At 41.3% G+C, this 17506-nt stretch carries 15 protein-coding genes; 6 read left to right on the plus strand and 9 right to left on the minus strand.

What is annotated here, in order from left to right; all coding sequences use genetic code 11:
* Positions 1–135: 135 nt before the first annotated feature.
* From AABK40_RS05700 to AABK40_RS05715, 4 genes are all read left to right on the plus strand, one after another.
* Positions 136–603: a hypothetical protein gene (locus tag AABK40_RS05700; RefSeq protein ID WP_332920460.1), complete on the plus strand. Its 468-nt coding sequence runs from the start codon at positions 136–138 to the stop codon at positions 601–603.
* Between the two features lie 112 nt (positions 604–715).
* Positions 716–874, plus strand: a complete 159-nt coding sequence (locus tag AABK40_RS05705) for a hypothetical protein (RefSeq protein ID WP_332920461.1) — start codon at positions 716–718, stop codon at positions 872–874.
* An 87-nt stretch (positions 875–961) separates the two neighbouring features.
* Positions 962–1228 (plus strand): hypothetical protein, encoded by a 267-nt coding sequence (locus AABK40_RS05710; protein ID WP_332920462.1) that lies wholly within the window; start codon positions 962–964, stop codon positions 1226–1228.
* Positions 1229–1345: 117 nt separating this feature from the next.
* Positions 1346–1990 (plus strand): peroxiredoxin-like family protein, encoded by a 645-nt coding sequence (locus tag AABK40_RS05715; RefSeq protein WP_332920463.1) that lies wholly within the window; start codon positions 1346–1348, stop codon positions 1988–1990.
* Between the two features lie 61 nt (positions 1991–2051).
* Here AABK40_RS05715 and AABK40_RS05720 read toward each other — a convergent pair whose 3' ends face one another.
* The 6 genes from AABK40_RS05720 to AABK40_RS05745 all read right to left on the minus strand — a co-directional run bounded on the left by AABK40_RS05720 (position 2052) and on the right by AABK40_RS05745 (position 12920).
* Positions 2052–4115, minus strand: coding sequence for a M13 family metallopeptidase (locus AABK40_RS05720; protein ID WP_338397882.1), 2064 nt, complete (start codon positions 4113–4115; stop codon positions 2052–2054).
* 168 nt (positions 4116–4283) lie between these two features.
* Complete coding sequence (locus AABK40_RS05725; protein ID WP_338397883.1) at positions 4284–5966, minus strand: sensor histidine kinase; 1683 nt, start codon at positions 5964–5966, stop codon at positions 4284–4286.
* Between the two features lie 135 nt (positions 5967–6101).
* Entirely contained in the window at positions 6102–7772 is a 1671-nt protein-coding gene (locus AABK40_RS05730) for a PAS domain-containing sensor histidine kinase (RefSeq protein ID WP_338397884.1), read from the minus strand.
* Positions 7773–7817: 45 nt separating this feature from the next.
* On the minus strand, positions 7818–9464 hold the full coding sequence (locus AABK40_RS05735; RefSeq protein ID WP_338397885.1) for a PAS domain-containing sensor histidine kinase: 1647 nt from the start codon (positions 9462–9464) through the stop codon (positions 7818–7820).
* A 218-nt stretch (positions 9465–9682) separates the two neighbouring features.
* On the minus strand, positions 9683–11329 hold the full coding sequence (locus AABK40_RS05740) for a sensor histidine kinase (RefSeq protein WP_338397886.1): 1647 nt from the start codon (positions 11327–11329) through the stop codon (positions 9683–9685).
* 43 nt (positions 11330–11372) lie between these two features.
* Positions 11373–12920, minus strand: coding sequence for a sensor histidine kinase (locus tag AABK40_RS05745; RefSeq protein ID WP_338397887.1), 1548 nt, complete (start codon positions 12918–12920; stop codon positions 11373–11375).
* A 287-nt stretch (positions 12921–13207) separates the two neighbouring features.
* On the opposite strand from AABK40_RS05745, the gene AABK40_RS05750 reads away from it, so the two are divergent.
* Positions 13208–14812 (plus strand): SulP family inorganic anion transporter, encoded by a 1605-nt coding sequence (locus AABK40_RS05750; RefSeq protein ID WP_332920470.1) that lies wholly within the window; start codon positions 13208–13210, stop codon positions 14810–14812.
* Positions 14813–15018: 206 nt separating this feature from the next.
* Here AABK40_RS05750 and AABK40_RS05755 read toward each other — a convergent pair whose 3' ends face one another.
* The 3 genes from AABK40_RS05755 to AABK40_RS05765 form a co-directional block, all read right to left on the minus strand.
* A complete protein-coding gene (locus AABK40_RS05755; protein WP_338397888.1) occupies positions 15019–15642 on the minus strand; it encodes a MarC family protein in 624 nt (207 codons plus the stop codon).
* 78 nt (positions 15643–15720) lie between these two features.
* Positions 15721–16116 carry a hypothetical protein gene (locus AABK40_RS05760; RefSeq protein WP_332920472.1) on the minus strand — a complete coding sequence of 132 codons (396 nt, stop codon included), beginning with the start codon at positions 16114–16116 and terminating at the stop codon, positions 15721–15723.
* A gap of 309 nt (positions 16117–16425) precedes the next feature.
* A complete protein-coding gene (locus tag AABK40_RS05765) occupies positions 16426–16626 on the minus strand; it encodes a YwbE family protein (protein ID WP_332920473.1) in 201 nt (66 codons plus the stop codon).
* Between the two features lie 131 nt (positions 16627–16757).
* On the opposite strand from AABK40_RS05765, the gene AABK40_RS05770 reads away from it, so the two are divergent.
* Positions 16758–17333 carry a Maf family nucleotide pyrophosphatase gene (locus AABK40_RS05770; protein WP_338397889.1) on the plus strand — a complete coding sequence of 192 codons (576 nt, stop codon included), beginning with the start codon at positions 16758–16760 and terminating at the stop codon, positions 17331–17333.
* Positions 17334–17506: the final 173 nt, after the last annotated feature.

A 17506-nucleotide genomic window follows, 5' to 3' on the forward strand; every position in this document is an offset into this window, starting at 1 on the left:
TTAATCCGCTAAATTTTGATGAGTGGAAATATTTAGCCAAATACGGTAACTCCGAGCGGTCACAATGTGTTATGTATTTGGATTTACAGGGTGCAGCGTGGTCTCCCTTTCATTATAACCTAAAAAATATAGCATATGGCACGGTCGAATTTAGCTTTGGTGGATTGCATACGTAAAGCGGCAAAAAATATTGAGCAAAGTGAAAATTATCAGTGGGGGCACATGGGAGGGTGTAACTGTGGGCATCTGGCTCAGGAAATTACCAAGCTCAGTGCCAAGGAAATTCATACTTATGCTTTGGCCAACAGAACAGAAGGGGACTGGTCGGAACAAACTGCGGCCTACTGCCCGACGAGCGGTTACCCGATGGATATGGTGATTTCGCTAATGTTGGATAAAGGGCTTGATGTGACTGACCTGAAGCACCTGGAAAAGCTTACAGACCCAAAAGTCCTGCGGGCAATGGCACCCGTGCTGATGTACCCAAAGCATAACCGTAAAAACGATGTGGTACTGTATATGCGCACCTGGGCAGATATTATGGAAAATGAGTTGTTACGCAGTGTAACAGTGGAGGATTATGAAAAAATAGAATTATATTAATAAGTCCTGATCTTCAATATGTTCAATGTAATGAATGAAGGATCAAAGGGGAATCAAATGTCAGGGAGTTTCGTTTATAATTTAAGTCGAATGTTGTACTTAATGAAGTTTTATGGAACCTGAAAATTTACCTTTTGAGAATGAACATAGTCACAATCCATCAGTAAATGGGGAAGAACGGCCCAAAGTGCTCCGAGATATTGTTGATGAAAATATTGACAATTTGATGGACGATCTGTTCGCTGATATGGGTTTTGATTTTGAAGACTGATAATTATATGATGCCGACTTCTATATGGTCGGCATTTTTGTGTTTTTGAATTTTTGAGGCGTATATTTGTGCAAATTATTAATAATTATGGCGAAGAAATCTTCAAACATCGTTTGTAAATATTTCATCAATGAGTTTGGTGACTATAAAGTTTTGGTGCAGGTAAACCCTGTAACCATGGAGGGGGTAGAATTGATCGTACACCCTGATAATAAGATTGAAAAGACAACCATGACCTTCGATGAAGACATTTATGAAGACTTGGAAGAGGACAAATTTCAAGAGACCAATGGGCTGGCTTTCAATTTGTATTTAGGGCAGGCAGAGGGTGACCTTCCTGCAGGTGAAGAATAAGCGAAATCGCTATAAATGAAATAAGAAATCGGCTTGTTGGCCGATTTTTTTATGCCTAATTTTTCGACCAACGGCTGCTGAAATAGTTTATAATGGGAGAACCATCATCATATTACCATGACATTTCAGGAAAAATTATCCAACTTAAAAGATCGGTTGGAAGGGAAAATCCCAGAGGATAAGTTGAAAATTATGCATCAAGCGACTGAAGATTTAAAACAGTCGGGCCTGAAGAATTCGGTATTGGGCGAAAATGAGCCCGCGCCTTCTTTCTCATTGGTCAATCAAAACGGCGTTCCCATATCGAGTAAAGACTTATTGAAAAAGGGGCCTTTGGTACTGACCTTTTACCGTGGGGTATGGTGCCCCTATTGCAACCTTGACCTCGCAAACCTGAACCATTACGAGGCAGAGATACACGATTTGGGTGCCCAGATGGTGGCGATCTCTCCTGAAAAGCCGAGCTATCTGAAAGAGATTATCGAAACTCAGCGGTTGCGTTTTGATATTCTGCACGATAAAGATAACGAGCTCGCCAAGGCGTTTCAGCTCGCATTTACTTTGCCTGCGGACCTGATTGAAGTTTATAAGGCTTTTAATATCAATTTGCCTGAACATCAGGGCAATGAAGATTGGATGCTTCCAATGCCTGCCCGTTTTGTGATTGATCAAAGAGGGACAATACGATATGCGGAAAGCGAAGAAGATTACCGTCAGCGGCCAGACCCTGACGAACTGATGTCCGCGCTGAAAAAGCTATAAACGAAAAAAAGCTATCTGACAGACTCAGATAGCTTTTTTTATTAACTTTTGATCTTAGGATTTACCAGATGACGATTCTGTCTTTTCGAACCATCGGAGTGCCATCTTTAATGTTGAATGCTTTTTGGAAAGGCTCAAAATTACTCAGCGGAGCAAAAGCACGGTACTGCCCTGGCGCATGTGGATCAACCATCACCAATCGGCGTTTAATTTCGTTTCGCGCTTTCGTTCTCCAAACGGTAGCCCACGACATGAAGAAACGTTGTTCAGGAGTGAACCCATCAATCTTGCCAGGTCTGCCATTTTTCTCAAGGTCTTTCAGCAGTGCATGGTAAGCCAGCGTAACCCCACCAAGATCGGCAATGTTTTCGCCCAGGGTCAATTGGCCATTCACATGAACGGAGTCAAGGACGGTATAATCATTGAACTGCGCAACGACTTTTTGTGCAAGGGCATCAAAATGCTCGGCATCTTCTTTTGTCCACCAGTCTTTCTGGTTACCATCGGCATCATATTTACGGCCTTCATCATCAAAACCATGCGTGATTTCATGACCAATAACAGCACCAATGCCACCATAATTAACCGCTTTATCAGCTTTATAATCATAAAAAGGCGGTTGCAGGATTGCGGCAGGGAACACAATTTCATTATTGGTAGGCTCATAATAAGCATTGACCTCCTGAGGGTTCATTTCCCATTTGCTTTTGTCAACAGGCTGCCCCAGTTTATTGACCATTTCACTATATTCAAACTTGTTGACATTAATGATGGTCTGTAAGAAAGATTGCGGATCGACTTTCAAGTTTTCATAGGATTTCCATTTATCAGGGTATCCGATTTTTACCGTAATTTTGTCCAGCTTTTCATGGGCTTTTTTCTTGGTCTCCTCACTCATCCACGAGAGTTGGTCAATACGTTCTCCCAAAACTGTTCGAATATTTTTTATCAGTCCTGCTGCTTGTGCTTTCGCCTCCTCAGGAAATACCTTCGCTACATATAATTGCCCAAAACCTTCTCCCACGGTAGCATTAACAATGCTGAGGTTGCGTTTCCATTCTGGTTGCATTTTCTTGGCGCCATTGAGCTTCTTACTGAAAAAGTCGAAAGTCAATTGGTGATATTCCTCCCCAAAAAAGGAAGCGTAACTGTTAATGGTTCTGAAAGCCAAATAATCTTTAAGTTCATCCAAAGACAATGCGTGCATGATTCTTCCTAAATGCTGAAAGTAATCGGGTTGCCCAACGATGATTTCCTTTGCCGCGGAAGCATCAATATTGGCCGCTTTCATATAAGCATTCAAATCAAAATGAGCAAAAGAGCGATCAAATTTACTTGCAGACATTTTGTTGTAAGTCTTGTCAGGATTCCGAAGCTTGGCGGGAGTCCACGAAATTTTTGCGATTTTTGACTCTACATCCAGAATGTGTTTTGCTTTTTGCTGCGCCACGTCCTCATTGTTACCCATTTTGGTAAAAAGGGCGGCAATATAGTCCGCATAAGCCGTTCGGATACTTTCAAAATGTTCGCTTTGATCCAGGTAATACTGGCGGTCAGGCAGGGTCAGGCCGCCTTGCTCAAAATACAGGGCATTTTCCTTGGAATTTTTTCGGTCTGTACTCACATTGGCATCAAAAAAGCTGCCGACGCCCAAAGTAGCTAATTGTCCAGCAAGTTCGGGAATTTGTTTTTTATCCTTCACCTTGGCAATAGCGGCAATGGTCGCATCCAGTACCGCGTGGCCTTCTTTATTGATGCTTTCGGTGTCTTTGGCCAAGGCATAAATTTGAATGGCTTTGAGCTGATCACCTTTGAGCTTGTCCTTATTTTGCAAGGCTTGTTCAATAATTTCCTTTTGGGCCTTCACATTTCTTTCTTCAAGTTCATTGAAGGATCCCCACATGAGTTGATCATCAGGAATATTGGTAGAGGCATCCCACCCACCATTTACATATTTGTAGAAATCCTCGGAAGGATCAACCCGTTTATCCATGTTTTTGATATTGATACCATGGACGGTATTGTCTTTGGGTTGCTGTGCGGGCTCTTTTTCGCTACATGCCATGAAGCACAAGGAAAACAGGGCAGTATATCCGATTTTACGCAACGGATTTTCAATCATCATAATTCAGCAGTTTAAAGTTTGATCGAAAAGTAACAATTGAAATTCAATTGTTCTCTAAATTTTTGATGAATGGAGAAATATGGAAATGGTCGAATGATATTGTTTATGAAAAATCGTCATGTCTAAAAAAGACATCTTACTTCTCCATCTTTATATTAACAGGGGAGTTTATTGATGGTTTTTGCTTGACAGGATTCTTTTATCGCTCAGCTGGTTTTCATTAAATTTTTTAACGGGTCTGGGGAGCCCTTCTTCAAGCGGGAATTTGATCATAAAAGTAGTCCCTTTCCCCAGTTCACTCATCACTGTTACCGTTCCGTGGTGGAGTTCAACAAACTGCTTCACGAAGGCCAGCCCGATTCCCGTTCCTTTAATATTTTCTGTATTTTTTGCCCTGAAAAAGGGATTGAAAAGTTTGGGGATTTCCTTTTGCGCAATCCCAATTCCCTGGTCGGTAACAGAAATGTTGTAGTGTTTTTTTGAGGCCGATAATCGCAAAGAAACGCGGTCACCATTTGGGGAATACTTGATGGCATTGGACAACAGGTTGCCTAAAATGTGTTCCATGAGATAAGTGTCGGCATACACGATCAGCTGTTCTACATTGGCGGAAAACTGAATACGGTCTTTGCTTTCAGAAAATTTTTGTTTGTCCAAAATGGTATGGATAAAGGAGACCATGTCCAATTGCACGGGCTTTATCTGCACTTCATTGGCCTCCAACTTTCCAAAATCCAGTAATCTTTCCATCATCACAGTCAGGCTGTTTACAGAGTGAAAAACCTGGTCATATTTTCGTTTTGCAAAAGCATTCTCTTCACCTGAATGCAGCTGAAGGATTTCTATGGCGCTGTAAATGGTCGTCAGTGGGGTTCTGAATTGATGGGACACCATTGCGATAAACTCATTTTTCATTTTATTGATTTCGAGTTCCTTCTTCAGAGAGGACATCAATTGTTTTTCATGCTCTTTTTGTGTGGTAATATTCTGAACAATCAGCTGAACAAAAGCGCCATTTTTCTTATTGCGGAGGTGCTTTTGGTTGATCCGTAAATATACCCGTTGCTGAAAGGCACGAAAGTCACTTTCATAAATCGTATCTCCCTCCTGTGGTCTTACAAGGCTGCGGAGCAGGTCCAATTGTTTTGATGCCCTCATTGGCCCCAGGATCCTATCCACGGAAGCACTTTTATACCTGATATTGAGGTCATCATCAAATTTGACAATAAAGAAGTCATTTTCAATTGCCTCAATCAATTGTTGCTGATCTTCATTGGTGTCTTTCAGCCGGATCGCTCGGTGATTGTCCTGTCGTTTGAAAAGCCAAAGCGAGATGGAAGTCATGGTGTTCACGGTGATGAGTTGCCCAATCCTGCCAGGTAGGGCATCCTGCATTGGTGCGGAAATTTCAGGAAACAGCAGGTTGATTTTTACCAGCGCAATAATTAATAGGGTAGAGAAAATAAAGTAGAGGCCATGTTTTCGGTTGTCGAGCAAATTGTAATTGATCACATGAAAGCAAATCAATAAAAGAGGAGATGGACCTACAATTCCGCCCATGGCGACAAAATCTGCAGTAAAAATGACCACTTCCGAAGAGAGGAATAGTAAAACGGCCCAGTTGAATTTTCTCAGGTACCTGTTAAGGATCAGTACCAAAGAATTGGCCACCACCAAATAGCTGAAGGCGAAAAGATAGATCTTTGGCAGTTGAAGTGTTGAATGCAAGAGGCCGTTAATAAGCGCGGCCGAGACCATTATTAAAGCAATAATGTTCACGACTTTTTCAGCCAAAGTGAATTTGGAATCGGTACCTGTTAATTGACTAAAAAGCCTGATTATTCCATTCATGTATTTTGTGCTACATCATTATTCCTTATTATTTATAGCCTTTTCAGAGAAATAAGTTGATGATTACAGCATTTTTTTAAGGGTGATTTACAATTATTTCAAAGGATTCAGAGGTGCTTTCGTACCGCTAAAAGATCACCTCTCAAGGGTATGGCTCGTTTTTGGGTAAGGGGGCGGTGCTTGTTGGGTGAGGGTAAATTGGTAGGGAAGCTTCAAGGTAAAGACCGTCGCTTTATTAATGGTACTTTGGACATTGATTTCTCCACCGTGGAGCTCCACAATTTTTTTGACAAAGGAAAGACCAATCCCCGTTCCTTTGATGTTTTCTGTATTTTTAGCCCTGTAAAATGGCTCAAATAAGTGAGGGATTTCCTGTGGTGAAATCCCTATTCCATGGTCTTTAATGGCCAATTGACATTCCTGCTGACCATATTTCAGGGAGATAAAAATATCGCCCTCGGAGTATTTTATTGCATTACTGATCAGGTTAATAATCACATGCTCCATAAAATAGGGGTCAAGGTTCAGGAGTCGTTCTTCGCCCTCGAATGTAGCTTTAATGCGGTCGATCTTTAAATTGTGGTGAAAGCGCTTCACCTGTGTTAGAAGAATAGCTTTCAGGTTGGTAGGCTGAACACGTGCCTGCAATTCGTTGGCTTCCATTTTGCCATAATCGAGCAGCCTTTCCATCATTTCGGTCAAAGAATTGATGGCATCAAAAACCTGATTGAAACGCGGCTCAACGGAGGTGCTGGTCAATGGTACTCCTTCGGAAATCTGATATTGAATAAGTTGATTTGCCGACTGAATGGTGGTTAATGGCGTCCTGAATTGATGAGAAACCATGGTGATAAATTCATTTTTCATTCGGTTGAGCTCCGATTCTTTTTGTAAGGCATTCAGGATTTTGTTTTCATGTGTTTTTCTGTTGGTAATATTTTGAACGATCAGCTGAATGTTCTTACCCGTTTCAGGATCGTCAAATTCATGCTGATTCACACTCAGATAGATTTCTTCTCCATTATCAAATTGGAATTTTTTTTCATAGGTCACAGTTGCCACGCCCAGATGTACCAAAGATTGCAACAAGCTTTGCTGCGCATCTTTTGGGATTGTTTGAAGGATTTGGGCCGTGGAGGGGCTGGTGTAAATTATTTGTTGCTGATGATCGAACTGAACGATAAAAAAGTCATTTTCAATGGCATGAATTAATTGATGTTGGCGGTTGTTGGTATATTCTAATTTTACGGCCCGCTGACTGTCTTTGTGTTTGAAGATCCATAATATTGCTGTGGACATGAAATTGATGAGCACAAACTGAATCAGGCGGGAGGTATTGATGTCGCTAATCTCATTGGAGAGCTGCGGTTGGTAATAATGGACCACACATAAAGCGGGGATGAGGATATTGAAGGTGATAAAGTAATGGAGGTGAAATTTTTTGTTTAGCAGATTAAAGTTAATGATATGCAAGAGGATCAATAAAATCGGTGCAGGCCCGGTAATTCCTCCCATAATGAAAAAATCAGTGCCAAATACGGTCAGTTCAGAGAGAATAAAAGGCAATAGGGCCAAATTATGCCATCGGAAAAAGCGATTGAGGGTATAGCTGACAACACCGCATAGCGCAATGATAGAAAAACTGTACCGATATGGTTCGGGCATCGCTAACTCCTCAAACAAGACGAGGTTTAACACGGAAGAGAAAGTGGCAAAAAGGGTGATGGCGTTCAAAGTCCGCACGGCAAGGGTGGTATGGCGATCATCCCCAATGATGATATTTATGAAATGCTTTAGGTGGATCATTGATGGTTGACGTATTTTTCAGGTTTAAAAATTTATGGCATCACCTCAGTAAGGTAAGTCGATTTTTTGGGTAGAACGGTTTGCGCTTTCAGTAGGCAGGTAAGGAATAGTGATCATGAATTTTGAACCTTCTGAAGGTTTGCTCTGAACACTTACATTTCCGTGGTGAAGCTCGACGAACTTCTTTACAAACGATAAACCAATGCCTGTACCTTTAAAATTCTCCGTGTTTTTTGCTCTGAAAAAGGGCTCAAACAACCGCTCAAGCTCAGGGGGCGAAATTCCAATTCCCTGATCGATGAAGGCGATCTGATAATCTGCCGCCTGAAAATGGACCTTAATCTCTATCGGTTGCTCAGAATACTTAATCGCATTGCTGATCAGGTTAATGATGACATGCTCCAACAGGTTGGCGTCGGCGTACACGGGCTGTTTTTTTCCTGCTATCGATAAATGAATTTCCCGATCATTTATTCGTTGGGCAATTTGCCGGTTAATCAGTGGCAGCAAGTCTATTTTTCGATAACTTGGCTGAAGGTCATCGGCTTCAATTCTGCCAAAATCAAGTAATCGCTCCATCATGCCCGTTAAGGATTCAATGGATTCGGAAATTTGATTAAACCTTGGCTGATATTTCGTCGGTGGCTTTTTAATGTCTTGTTCAATTTGATAGGCAATCAACTGATGCGCACTTTGGATGGTGGTCAGCGGAGTCCTGAACTGATGAGAAACCATGGTGATGAATTCATTTTTAGCCTTGTTTAACCGTGATTCTTTTCTCAGCGAAGCATATAGGTTTTCTTCATGGTTTTTCTGCTGCGTAATATCCTGCACAATGATTTGCGTGTACTGTCGGGCAGTGGCAGGGTTGAATACCTTTTGGTTAATTTTCAGGTGAACGTTTTTGCCATTAATCTTAATGGTTTGTTCCCGTACCTGATTGTTTCGGTGAGGATCAATTAACTGTGCCCAAAGCCGGTCAATTTGATTTGGCGCAATTTCAGGAAAAATGCTGTTGAAGGAGTGGCTATGATAATATGGCTTTAACTGGCGATCGTACTGTACAATAAAAAAGTCATCTTCAATGGACTCAATAAGTTGTTTTTGGTGATCATTGATTTCCTTTAGCTTTTGGCTTCTTGTATAATCTTGTCGCTTGAATAACCATAGCGCTGCCGAGCCCAAAAGGTCTACGGATAAAATCTCCCCAATGCGGCTAAAAATTTGATACTGAAGAGGTGCTGAAAGGTCCGGGTTGATGAGGTTGTAGCCGATAGCGATGAATATCAGACTGGTACTGCATAAAAAATAAAGAGGATGATGCTTAATATGTAGCATATTGTAATTCAGCATATGGCAAACCATCAGGAATATAGGGCTCGTGCCTACAAGCCCACCCGTACCGACAAAATCAGAATACAGCATGGCCAACTCAATGGAAAGGAAAATACCGAGGGCAATATTAAATTTACGATAGTAGCGATTGAAAACTAATACCAGAACATTGGCGACGGCCATATATTTGAAGGAGTAATTATATGCGGGGTGAAGGTTTATGTTGGGAGCCAAAAAGATCAGGCAAAGTATGGCTGAAGCAATCATGACCAATGCCGCTGCGTTGATAATTTTTTCGGAAAGAGAAAACTGATCGTCAACGCCGAGAATATTTAAATAATTGAGCTTTCGTGCCATCTACAATGAATAAGGATACTAATTAATTATATCCTTTTTTGAGGATGAGGTTCTGAAAATTGGCTTTTTAATTATATTCGGTTGATTTAAGTGAAGAATGCATCCTTGAACTACTCCTTATCCTTCTGTCAAGTAGAGGAGGGAAGCACCAAAAGCATAATAATGGAAGACTTCAATATGGAAATGTGATCCGTAAAGCAGATTGATATTAGCCGATTTTATTCCGACGGTATTGCCTTGAGTGTCGGCTGCACAGGCATATGTATTTTGAAGCAGGCACCTTGACCAGGCACGCTGTCTACTTCTACCGTTCCGCCGTGGAGTTCAACAAATTTTTTCACAAAAGACAGGCCGATACCTGTACCTTTAAAGTTTTCGGTGTTTTGTGCCCTGAAAAAGGGAGTGAATAATCGGCTGAGTTCCTTTTGGGCAATCCCAATCCCCTGATCTTTGACCGACAGTGCGTAGGTCTCACCCGTGTATTGCAGCTGAATCCTGACCTGTTTCTCAGAATACTTCAAGGCATTGGTCAACAGGTTAATCACGATATGTTCCATGAAATAGGGATCCGCAGACACCCTTTTCGATTCCCCTGTTACCGAGAAATTAACCCGCTCGGGAGAAGTCCTGTTAATCTGTTTCTGAATAATACTTTCCAACTCAATCTCCTGGAAAGTGGGGTTGATCTCGTTGGCTTCCATCTTACCATAATCAAGGAGTCGCTCCATCATGCCCGTGAGCGATTCTACGGATTCAAACACTTGATTGAACTTGCTCGTCATTCTCGGGCTGTCTTCTTCAGGAACCACTTCTTCCATTTTGTACTGGATCAATTGGTTGGCGCTCTGAATGGTAGTTAATGGTGTTCTGAACTGATGGGAAACCATCGTGATGAATTCATTTTTCATCTTATTAAGTTCCAGCTCTTTGCGCAATGCAAGGTTGAGCTGTTTTTCATTGTCCTTTGATTCCGTAATATCCTGAAGAATGAGCTGGTAATTGTTCTCCTCTTCATTCGGATAATAGCGCTGATGTACCCTGAAATAGCGTTTTTTTTGAAGGTATGTATAACTGACCTCTTGTCGGAAGTTTTCCTCTTTACGGTGAATAATTTTTTGCAGAAAAATACGAACCTCCTGGGCTGACCAATTAGAAAATTCATTCATGAAGGATTGGCTCGCATAAGTGAGGTTGAATGCCCGATTGGCCTTCAGGATATAAAAATCAGTTTCGATGGCCTCAATCAGTTGTTCTTGATCCTTGAGGTTTCGATCCAGTTTTTTTCGTGAGAAATAGATTTGTTTTTTAAAAAAGATGAGGCCGATTAAGCAAAGCACATTTGCCGCAACGAACTGGGCATATCGTGTTTTTTCTGACAGGTTGATTTCTGGTAACTCAAGAAACAGCTGAAATTGTTCCCCAAACTTAAATAATGTAATGACAAAAACGGCACTGATCAGGATATATGGAATTTGCCGATGGGGCTTGAGCAGGTGAATATTAAAAACATGAAAACAAATGATCAAGAGCGGAAACAGACCATAAATGCCTTGGATGGCAATGTAGTGGGTCGTTACCCCAATGGTTTGCAATAGCAAAAAGCAGGCAAAAGCCAGGTGATATTTTCTGAAAACCCGATTTAGAATTTGAGAGGTAATGGATAAAATTATACCGCTGAACACCACCTCCTGCATGGCCACCGAAAGCCCCAATACCTCATTGGCCGTTAAAACGCAAGAAGCAAGAAGCGCCACCATGAAGGTAAACGAATTGAGTACACGCTCCTCCATTGTGAACAGGGAGCGAGTACCCATCACGAGGGAAAGAAAGGCGCCAATGGAAGATATATGCTTTCGAAAATTCAAAATAAGTCAGGGTCAGTATTGTGATTTACTATGAGGCAATGGTTTAGGTATTATTTTTCATTCGATTATTGATAATTTTAAAAGGCTGTTCATCGCCTTTGTTCGGCGATTCAACCGGTACCATAACTTGCTGCGGGTTGATCGGAATGGTAATCCAGAAACAGGAACCCTGCGTTAGAACACTCTTGACGTCCACAGTCCCTCCATGGAGTTCCACGAATTTTTTAACGAAAGATAAGCCGATGCCTGTCCCTCGAATGTTTTCTGTGTTTTGTGCTCGGAAAAATGGATGAAATAGCTGATCCAATTCATTTGCTTCAATACCAATCCCATAGTCTTTCACCAAAAGTTCATATTGCTCGGCTTCGAAGGTCAGTAGCATATCGACCTGTTGCTCAGAATATTTTAGGGCGTTGGTCAGTAGGTTGATAATGATGTGTTCGAGAAAATACGGATCAGCATTCACTAATCTTGGGGTGCCTTCGATACCAAATTGAATACGTTCAGCAGAAGTCCGCTTAATTTGTTTTTCAATAAGTTGCTCAAGATTGACCTGTTGGAAAGTAGGCTTAATTTCATTGGCTTCCATTTTACCATAATCAAGCAAGCGTTCCATCATGCCTGTCAGGGATTCCACAGATTCAAAGACCTGGTTGAAGTTATTCTTCAGCTTTGATGACTCTTCCGCTGCTGTCATGGCATCAACCCTTAACTGAATCAGTTGGTTGGCACTTTGAATCGTCGTTAAAGGGGTTCTGAACTGATGAGATACCATGGTGATAAACTCATTTTTCATTTTGTTGAGTTCGAGTTCTTTGGTCAGTGCAAGGTGCAGCTTTTTCTCGTTATTTTTTATTTTGGAAATGTCCTGTATAATGAACTGGTAGTTGTTTTCGAACTCGTGGGGGTAATATTGCTGATGGATTCGTAAATACAGAGGCTGTTGATTAATGGTCAAGGCCAGCTCCTTCTCAAAGTTTTCTTTTTTTTGAAAGCTATGCTCTTTCAGGAAATTTTGAATATCGATATGCGACCATGAAGGAAATTGATTTTTGAAGGAATCGCTGATGTGGGTAATGGTCATATCTTTATTGGCCTTCAAAATGAAGAAATCTCGCTCAATGGCATTGATCAGGTGATGTTGATCTTTCAGGTTCCGATTCAGCAAAGTTCTTGAATGGTGTATCTCTCTTCTGAAAATGACCAACCCCACCAGGCAGAGGATATCGTTGGCAATAAACTGGGCTAAACGAGCCTGATCGTCAGCGGCTGAGAGCTCAGTTAATGGAAAAAGCGGGCGTAAATAATCAGCAGTCAAAATTAAAAGGCCAATACTGACTGAACTGAGAACGATATATGGCAGGTGCTGCTTTGGCTTGAGCAGGTTGATGATATAAATGTTGAAAGAGAGGATTAATAGCGGGAATATGCCAGAAATGCCCTGGGCATAAATATAATGTGTAGCTGCGCCGATAAAAACCAATAGGGAAAAGAGCAGGAAGGCGAGGGTGAATTTCCGAAGGAAACGATTGATAAGATGCGACGCTGGCGCCATTATAACAGCGAAAATGACCATTTCCCGAATGGCCATTTTCACCTCGAAAACTAAATATTATGCTACGAGGAAAATGTTTGAGGGATGAAATAGTAGGATTTATCTTGTTGATGGTGGTTCAAAGCAGGAAATAAATGGTCAATAAAGCACATCGGTGAACAGGAAGAAGTGCTGCGAATTGCTGTTTTATTGATAAGGATCATTTTTTAACAAACGATTGAGCTGTTGTATGATGATTTTCGATAGGTTAATGATGTTTTATGAAGTTTTTACTCTATTTTTAATGCGTAAAACTTACCTAATCGACCTTAACCTAACAGAAAATGACAAATCGTTCTTCTCTTTTGTCTAACCTTAAACATGATTTTCCTGCGAGTATTATCGTGTTTTTAGTTGCTTTGCCCTTATGCCTGGGGATTGCCCTGGCCTCAGGAGCACCATTATTCAGTGGTATTATCGCTGGTATTGTGGGGGGTATTATTGTGGCGACCTTAAGTGGCTCTCCTTTAGGGGTGAGTGGCCCTGCGGCAGGCCTGGCCGTGATCGTATTGTCAGCAATACAGGAATTGGGGAGCTTTGAGCTCTTTTTGTTTGCCGTAGTGGTGGCAGGTGTTTTTCAGATTATTCTTGGTCTTTTTAAAGCAGGAATTATCGGCTACTATTTTCCGTCCTCTGTCATTAAAGGAATGCTTTCGGGTATCGGGATTATTATCTTCCTGAAACAAATCCCTCACGCTGTCGGGTACAGTGCAGCGCCTGTGGGAGATTTTGCCTACCGTCAGATAGATGGCGAAACTACCTTTTCAGGTTTACTTAAAATGTTTGATTTGTTAAACCCTGCGGCCATTGTGGTTGTAACGATTGGTTTACTCATTCTTATTCTTTGGGAACAACCATTTATTAAACGTCAGGCTTTTTCAAAATTTATTCAGGGACCACTCGTTGTTGTATTGATGGGCGTAGGCCTTAACCTGCTTTTTCAGCAAACAGGCTGGTTAAGCTTTGATGCCGACCAGTTGGTTCGCATCCCTGATGCAGATTCTTTCGATGGCTTTTTAGCGCAATTTACCTTCCCTGATTTTAGTCATTGGGCAGATCCAGAGATGTATGTGCTGGCAGCGACCATCGCTATTGTGGCCAGTCTTGAAACTTTGCTTTGTGTGGAGGCAACCGATAAACTTGATCCTCAGAAGCGGGTAACGCCTACAAATAAAGAGCTTATCGCCCAAGGGGTTGGAAATATTTGTTCAGGTTTGATCGGCGGTCTGCCAGTAACCCAGGTGATTGTTCGAAGTTCTGCCAATATTCAGTCAGGTGGAAAGTCGAAGTATTCGGCCATCTTACATGGTGTTTTTATTCTCGTATCTGTCATTGCTATTCCAAATATTCTGAACCTGATTCCTCTGTCAGCCTTGGCTGCTATTTTGTTTTTGGTAGGATATAAGTTGGCCAAACCCGTTATTTTCAAAAACATGTACATGAAAGGCCGTGCTGAGTTCTTGCCTTTCTTGATCACGATTTTAGGGATTGTATTTATGGATATGCTGAGTGGTATTGGCTTCGGATTGGCCATCGCGATTATGTTTATCCTGTGGAATAACTACCGTAAACCTTTTCATTTCGATACAAAAGATTATCAGGAGGGGCAACCGATCAGACTCCGTTTGTCGGAAGAGGTATCCTTTTTGAATAAAGCACCAATTTTGCGGACATTGAAATACCTGCCTAACAATACTGTCGTGATTATTGACGCTTCAAGTACGCGATGTATTCATCCAGATGTGCTTGAAATTATTGATGACTTCGAGGAGAATGCTAAAACTCGGGGTATTGAGTTGCAGCTCATCGGGCTTAGTCAACCGACAGAAGATGACCCCGTGAAATTGTTGCGTAATGCAGTGCAGCGTGAGGTAGAAACGGTTCATTAAAGACCAAGAATAAGAAATCGGTCAAAAATAACCAGTGAAATGAGACGGGTGATCAGTGCCTCTCACGAGGTAGGTTATAGTGCTTCGATTGCCGATCAAAATTCACCCGCCATCTTTTTATAGGGTTAGGGCGCTTTTTGCTAAAAGCAGTGATTAGGCCCTCTAAATGTGACCAAGAACATTTATTTTAAAATAACAAACTCGGATTATTTCAAAAATCCGAGTTTTATTCCATCGATGACCATCCCTGTGCCCATGATGGCAATGACCAATCCCATGATTTTGCCGATCACGATGATTAAGTTTTGACCTAATTTTTTTACAATGATATTGCTCATCCTGAAGCTCAGGTAGCTTAGAAAGCACATGATGGCAAACATACCGATCACGATCGCATTATTAATCAAATTTGTGGAGGTTACATGACTCATGGCAGTGACGATTGTGCCAGGGCCCGCAAGGATCGGAATAGCCAGTGGTGATATCGCAACACCATCATCCACTTCAGCATGTTCTCCCTGATGGTGAACATTGGACTTTTTAGATTGCAGCATTTCAAAACCGACATAAAACAATAGCAGTCCGCCTGTAATTTTAAAGGCAGGAATAGTGATGCCAAACACGCTGAAAAGCACATTGCCCAGCACCACAAAGGCCGTTACAATCACAAAGGCCGTAATGCAGGCGGTTCGAGCAATTTTTTCACGTTGTGCCTGCGGGCTGTCTTCCACAAGGCCTAAAAAAACAGGTGTATTTGCAATCGGGTTCATGATCGCAAAAAAACCTGTAAATACACTGAGCGCAAAAGCAAAATAAGAGGATTCCATCATTGGAGAATAAGAGCTGTTTAAGGGCGGCTATTTAAGAAAAAAAAATCAACTTAAACAGTTAAATTTTAAAGGCATCGTTTAATCTGATTTCAACCTCATGGCTTTCATCTGATCAATAATCAATTGATGTTTCTTGAAATATTGCTGATCCCGTTCCAGCTGATCTTTCAGATTCTGAATTTTTTTCTCTCGGATACTTTTTTCTACCTGCAACTGAAACAGGCTTTTATTACGCTTTTTGCAGTAGTTGGGAGAAAATTCATCACCTTCAGCCTCAATCAATAATAAGTTGTGAAGCTCCTCAAAGAGCGTTTTTTCCTTGCTGAGCTTGATGATTTCCTGCTGACATTTCCTCAGATTATATTTGAGGGTACGGTGATCTATAATGACTTCTGAGAGTAGGTTTAATCGGCTTTTGTGAACAAGGCGATCCATGGATTTCCATGAGGGGGTGGGGGTAGTTTCTTGTTCCATACCTGAAGTTTTAATGTGAATGTTCCGTTTTGAGAAAAGGTTTCTTTTAATGCTAACTTGCAGGTAAATGGTTAGGTTGTAGGGTTTTGGTTGTTTAATACACAACTTTATGTAAGAATAATACTTAAGTTGAAGGAACATTCAGTCCTGACTCAGTAATGCTGAAGAGGTGAAATGATGTTTGTAATTAATTCTCTTTTTTGGTCATGTAGTTTGAGTGTTGAACCAAAAGAACGGTTTTGTTTTTTTGATGATGGAAGAATGGGGATGTAAGAAAATAAAAAAAGCAGCCAATAGCTGCTTCGGAAATTAATCCTCTTCTAAAATCTCTTGAACCCGTCCGACTTCGCCCGTCTCAAGCCTTACTTTTATGCCATGAGGGTGTTGGGGGGATTTTGTCAAAATATTTTTCACAACGCCTTCCGTTCTTTCTCCTGACCTTTGGTTGTGTTTTTCTACAATCGACACATATTGGTCGATTTTAATGTCTTTTCGATATCTTCCGTTCATGCTTTTTTTTCAAAGTTACAATTAAATATTCAATTGCACAGACCGCTGCTGATGAAATGAAATTTAGGAGCCTTGAAAAGAATTGACAGCAGATAGATTTTTTACAGCAGGGCTTTTTTTTACCTTGCATTATGAATTTGACCAAAAAAGTAATCTTGGCTTCTCAGTCCCCGAGAAGGAGGGAGTTATTGCAAGCCCTCAATGTCGATTTTCAGGTGCGGGTAAAAGAGGTGGATGAGTCTTTTGATGCCACAATGCCAGCAGCGGAGGTCGCTGAATTTTTGGCCTGCAAGAAGGCTTCCGCTTATGATTTGTCAGCAGATGAATTGTTGATCACTTCGGATACGGTGGTTGTGGTGGACGGTAAGGTATTGGGCAAACCGATAGACCGTGCCGATGCTATAAATATGATTGAATCCATGTCGGGGAAAACCCATCAGGTGATTTCGGCTTATTGCTTGCGCACGGCCAATGAGCAAATCAGTGGTGATGCAGTAACAGCGGTAACTTTCAGGAATTTGTCTATTGATGAAATTCAGTTTTATGTAGACACTTATAAGCCCTTCGATAAGGCAGGTGCTTATGGCATTCAGGAATGGATTGGAATGGTCGGCATCGAAGAAATCAAAGGATCATATTACAATGTGATGGGGTTGCCAGTGGATAAAATTTACCAGGCCTTGCAAGCTTATCGTCATCAAGAATAAATGCCCCTCCATCTAAAAATAGCGGAGGGGCATTCGTCATAACCCAACATTAACCTGTTGATTATTTGGCAATTAGTCTGCCAATAAATTTCAAAGGTCTTGATTCAGTTATATATATAAATTTTCGTTAGGTAAGTGATATATCGCTAATAATTGGCGTCAAAGAAGGGGCC

Origin of the sequence: Persicobacter psychrovividus, assembly GCF_036492425.1 — a bacterium.
Classification (GTDB): Bacteria; Bacteroidota; Bacteroidia; order Cytophagales; family Cyclobacteriaceae; genus Persicobacter; species Persicobacter psychrovividus.

Coding starts and splice junctions, on each gene's coding strand:
- AABK40_RS05710 (WP_332920462.1), top strand. CDS start 962: ATGGCGAAGAAATCTTCAAACATCGTTTGTAAATATTTCATCAATGAG.
- AABK40_RS05705 (WP_332920461.1), top strand. CDS start 716: ATGGAACCTGAAAATTTACCTTTTGAGAATGAACATAGTCACAATCCA.
- AABK40_RS05750 (WP_332920470.1), top strand. CDS start 13,208: ATGACAAATCGTTCTTCTCTTTTGTCTAACCTTAAACATGATTTTCCT.
- AABK40_RS05745 (WP_338397887.1), bottom strand. CDS start 12,920: ATGGCCATTCGGGAAATGGTCATTTTCGCTGTTATAATGGCGCCAGCG.
- AABK40_RS05700 (WP_332920460.1), top strand. CDS start 136: ATGGCACGGTCGAATTTAGCTTTGGTGGATTGCATACGTAAAGCGGCA.
- AABK40_RS05730 (WP_338397884.1), bottom strand. CDS start 7,772: ATGATCCACCTAAAGCATTTCATAAATATCATCATTGGGGATGATCGC.
- AABK40_RS05770 (WP_338397889.1), top strand. CDS start 16,758: ATGAATTTGACCAAAAAAGTAATCTTGGCTTCTCAGTCCCCGAGAAGG.
- AABK40_RS05725 (WP_338397883.1), bottom strand. CDS start 5,966: ATGAATGGAATAATCAGGCTTTTTAGTCAATTAACAGGTACCGATTCC.
- AABK40_RS05765 (WP_332920473.1), bottom strand. CDS start 16,626: ATGAACGGAAGATATCGAAAAGACATTAAAATCGACCAATATGTGTCG.
- AABK40_RS05755 (WP_338397888.1), bottom strand. CDS start 15,642: ATGATGGAATCCTCTTATTTTGCTTTTGCGCTCAGTGTATTTACAGGT.
- AABK40_RS05735 (WP_338397885.1), bottom strand. CDS start 9,464: ATGGCACGAAAGCTCAATTATTTAAATATTCTCGGCGTTGACGATCAG.
- AABK40_RS05715 (WP_332920463.1), top strand. CDS start 1,346: ATGACATTTCAGGAAAAATTATCCAACTTAAAAGATCGGTTGGAAGGG.
- AABK40_RS05760 (WP_332920472.1), bottom strand. CDS start 16,116: ATGGAACAAGAAACTACCCCCACCCCCTCATGGAAATCCATGGATCGC.
- AABK40_RS05720 (WP_338397882.1), bottom strand. CDS start 4,115: ATGATGATTGAAAATCCGTTGCGTAAAATCGGATATACTGCCCTGTTT.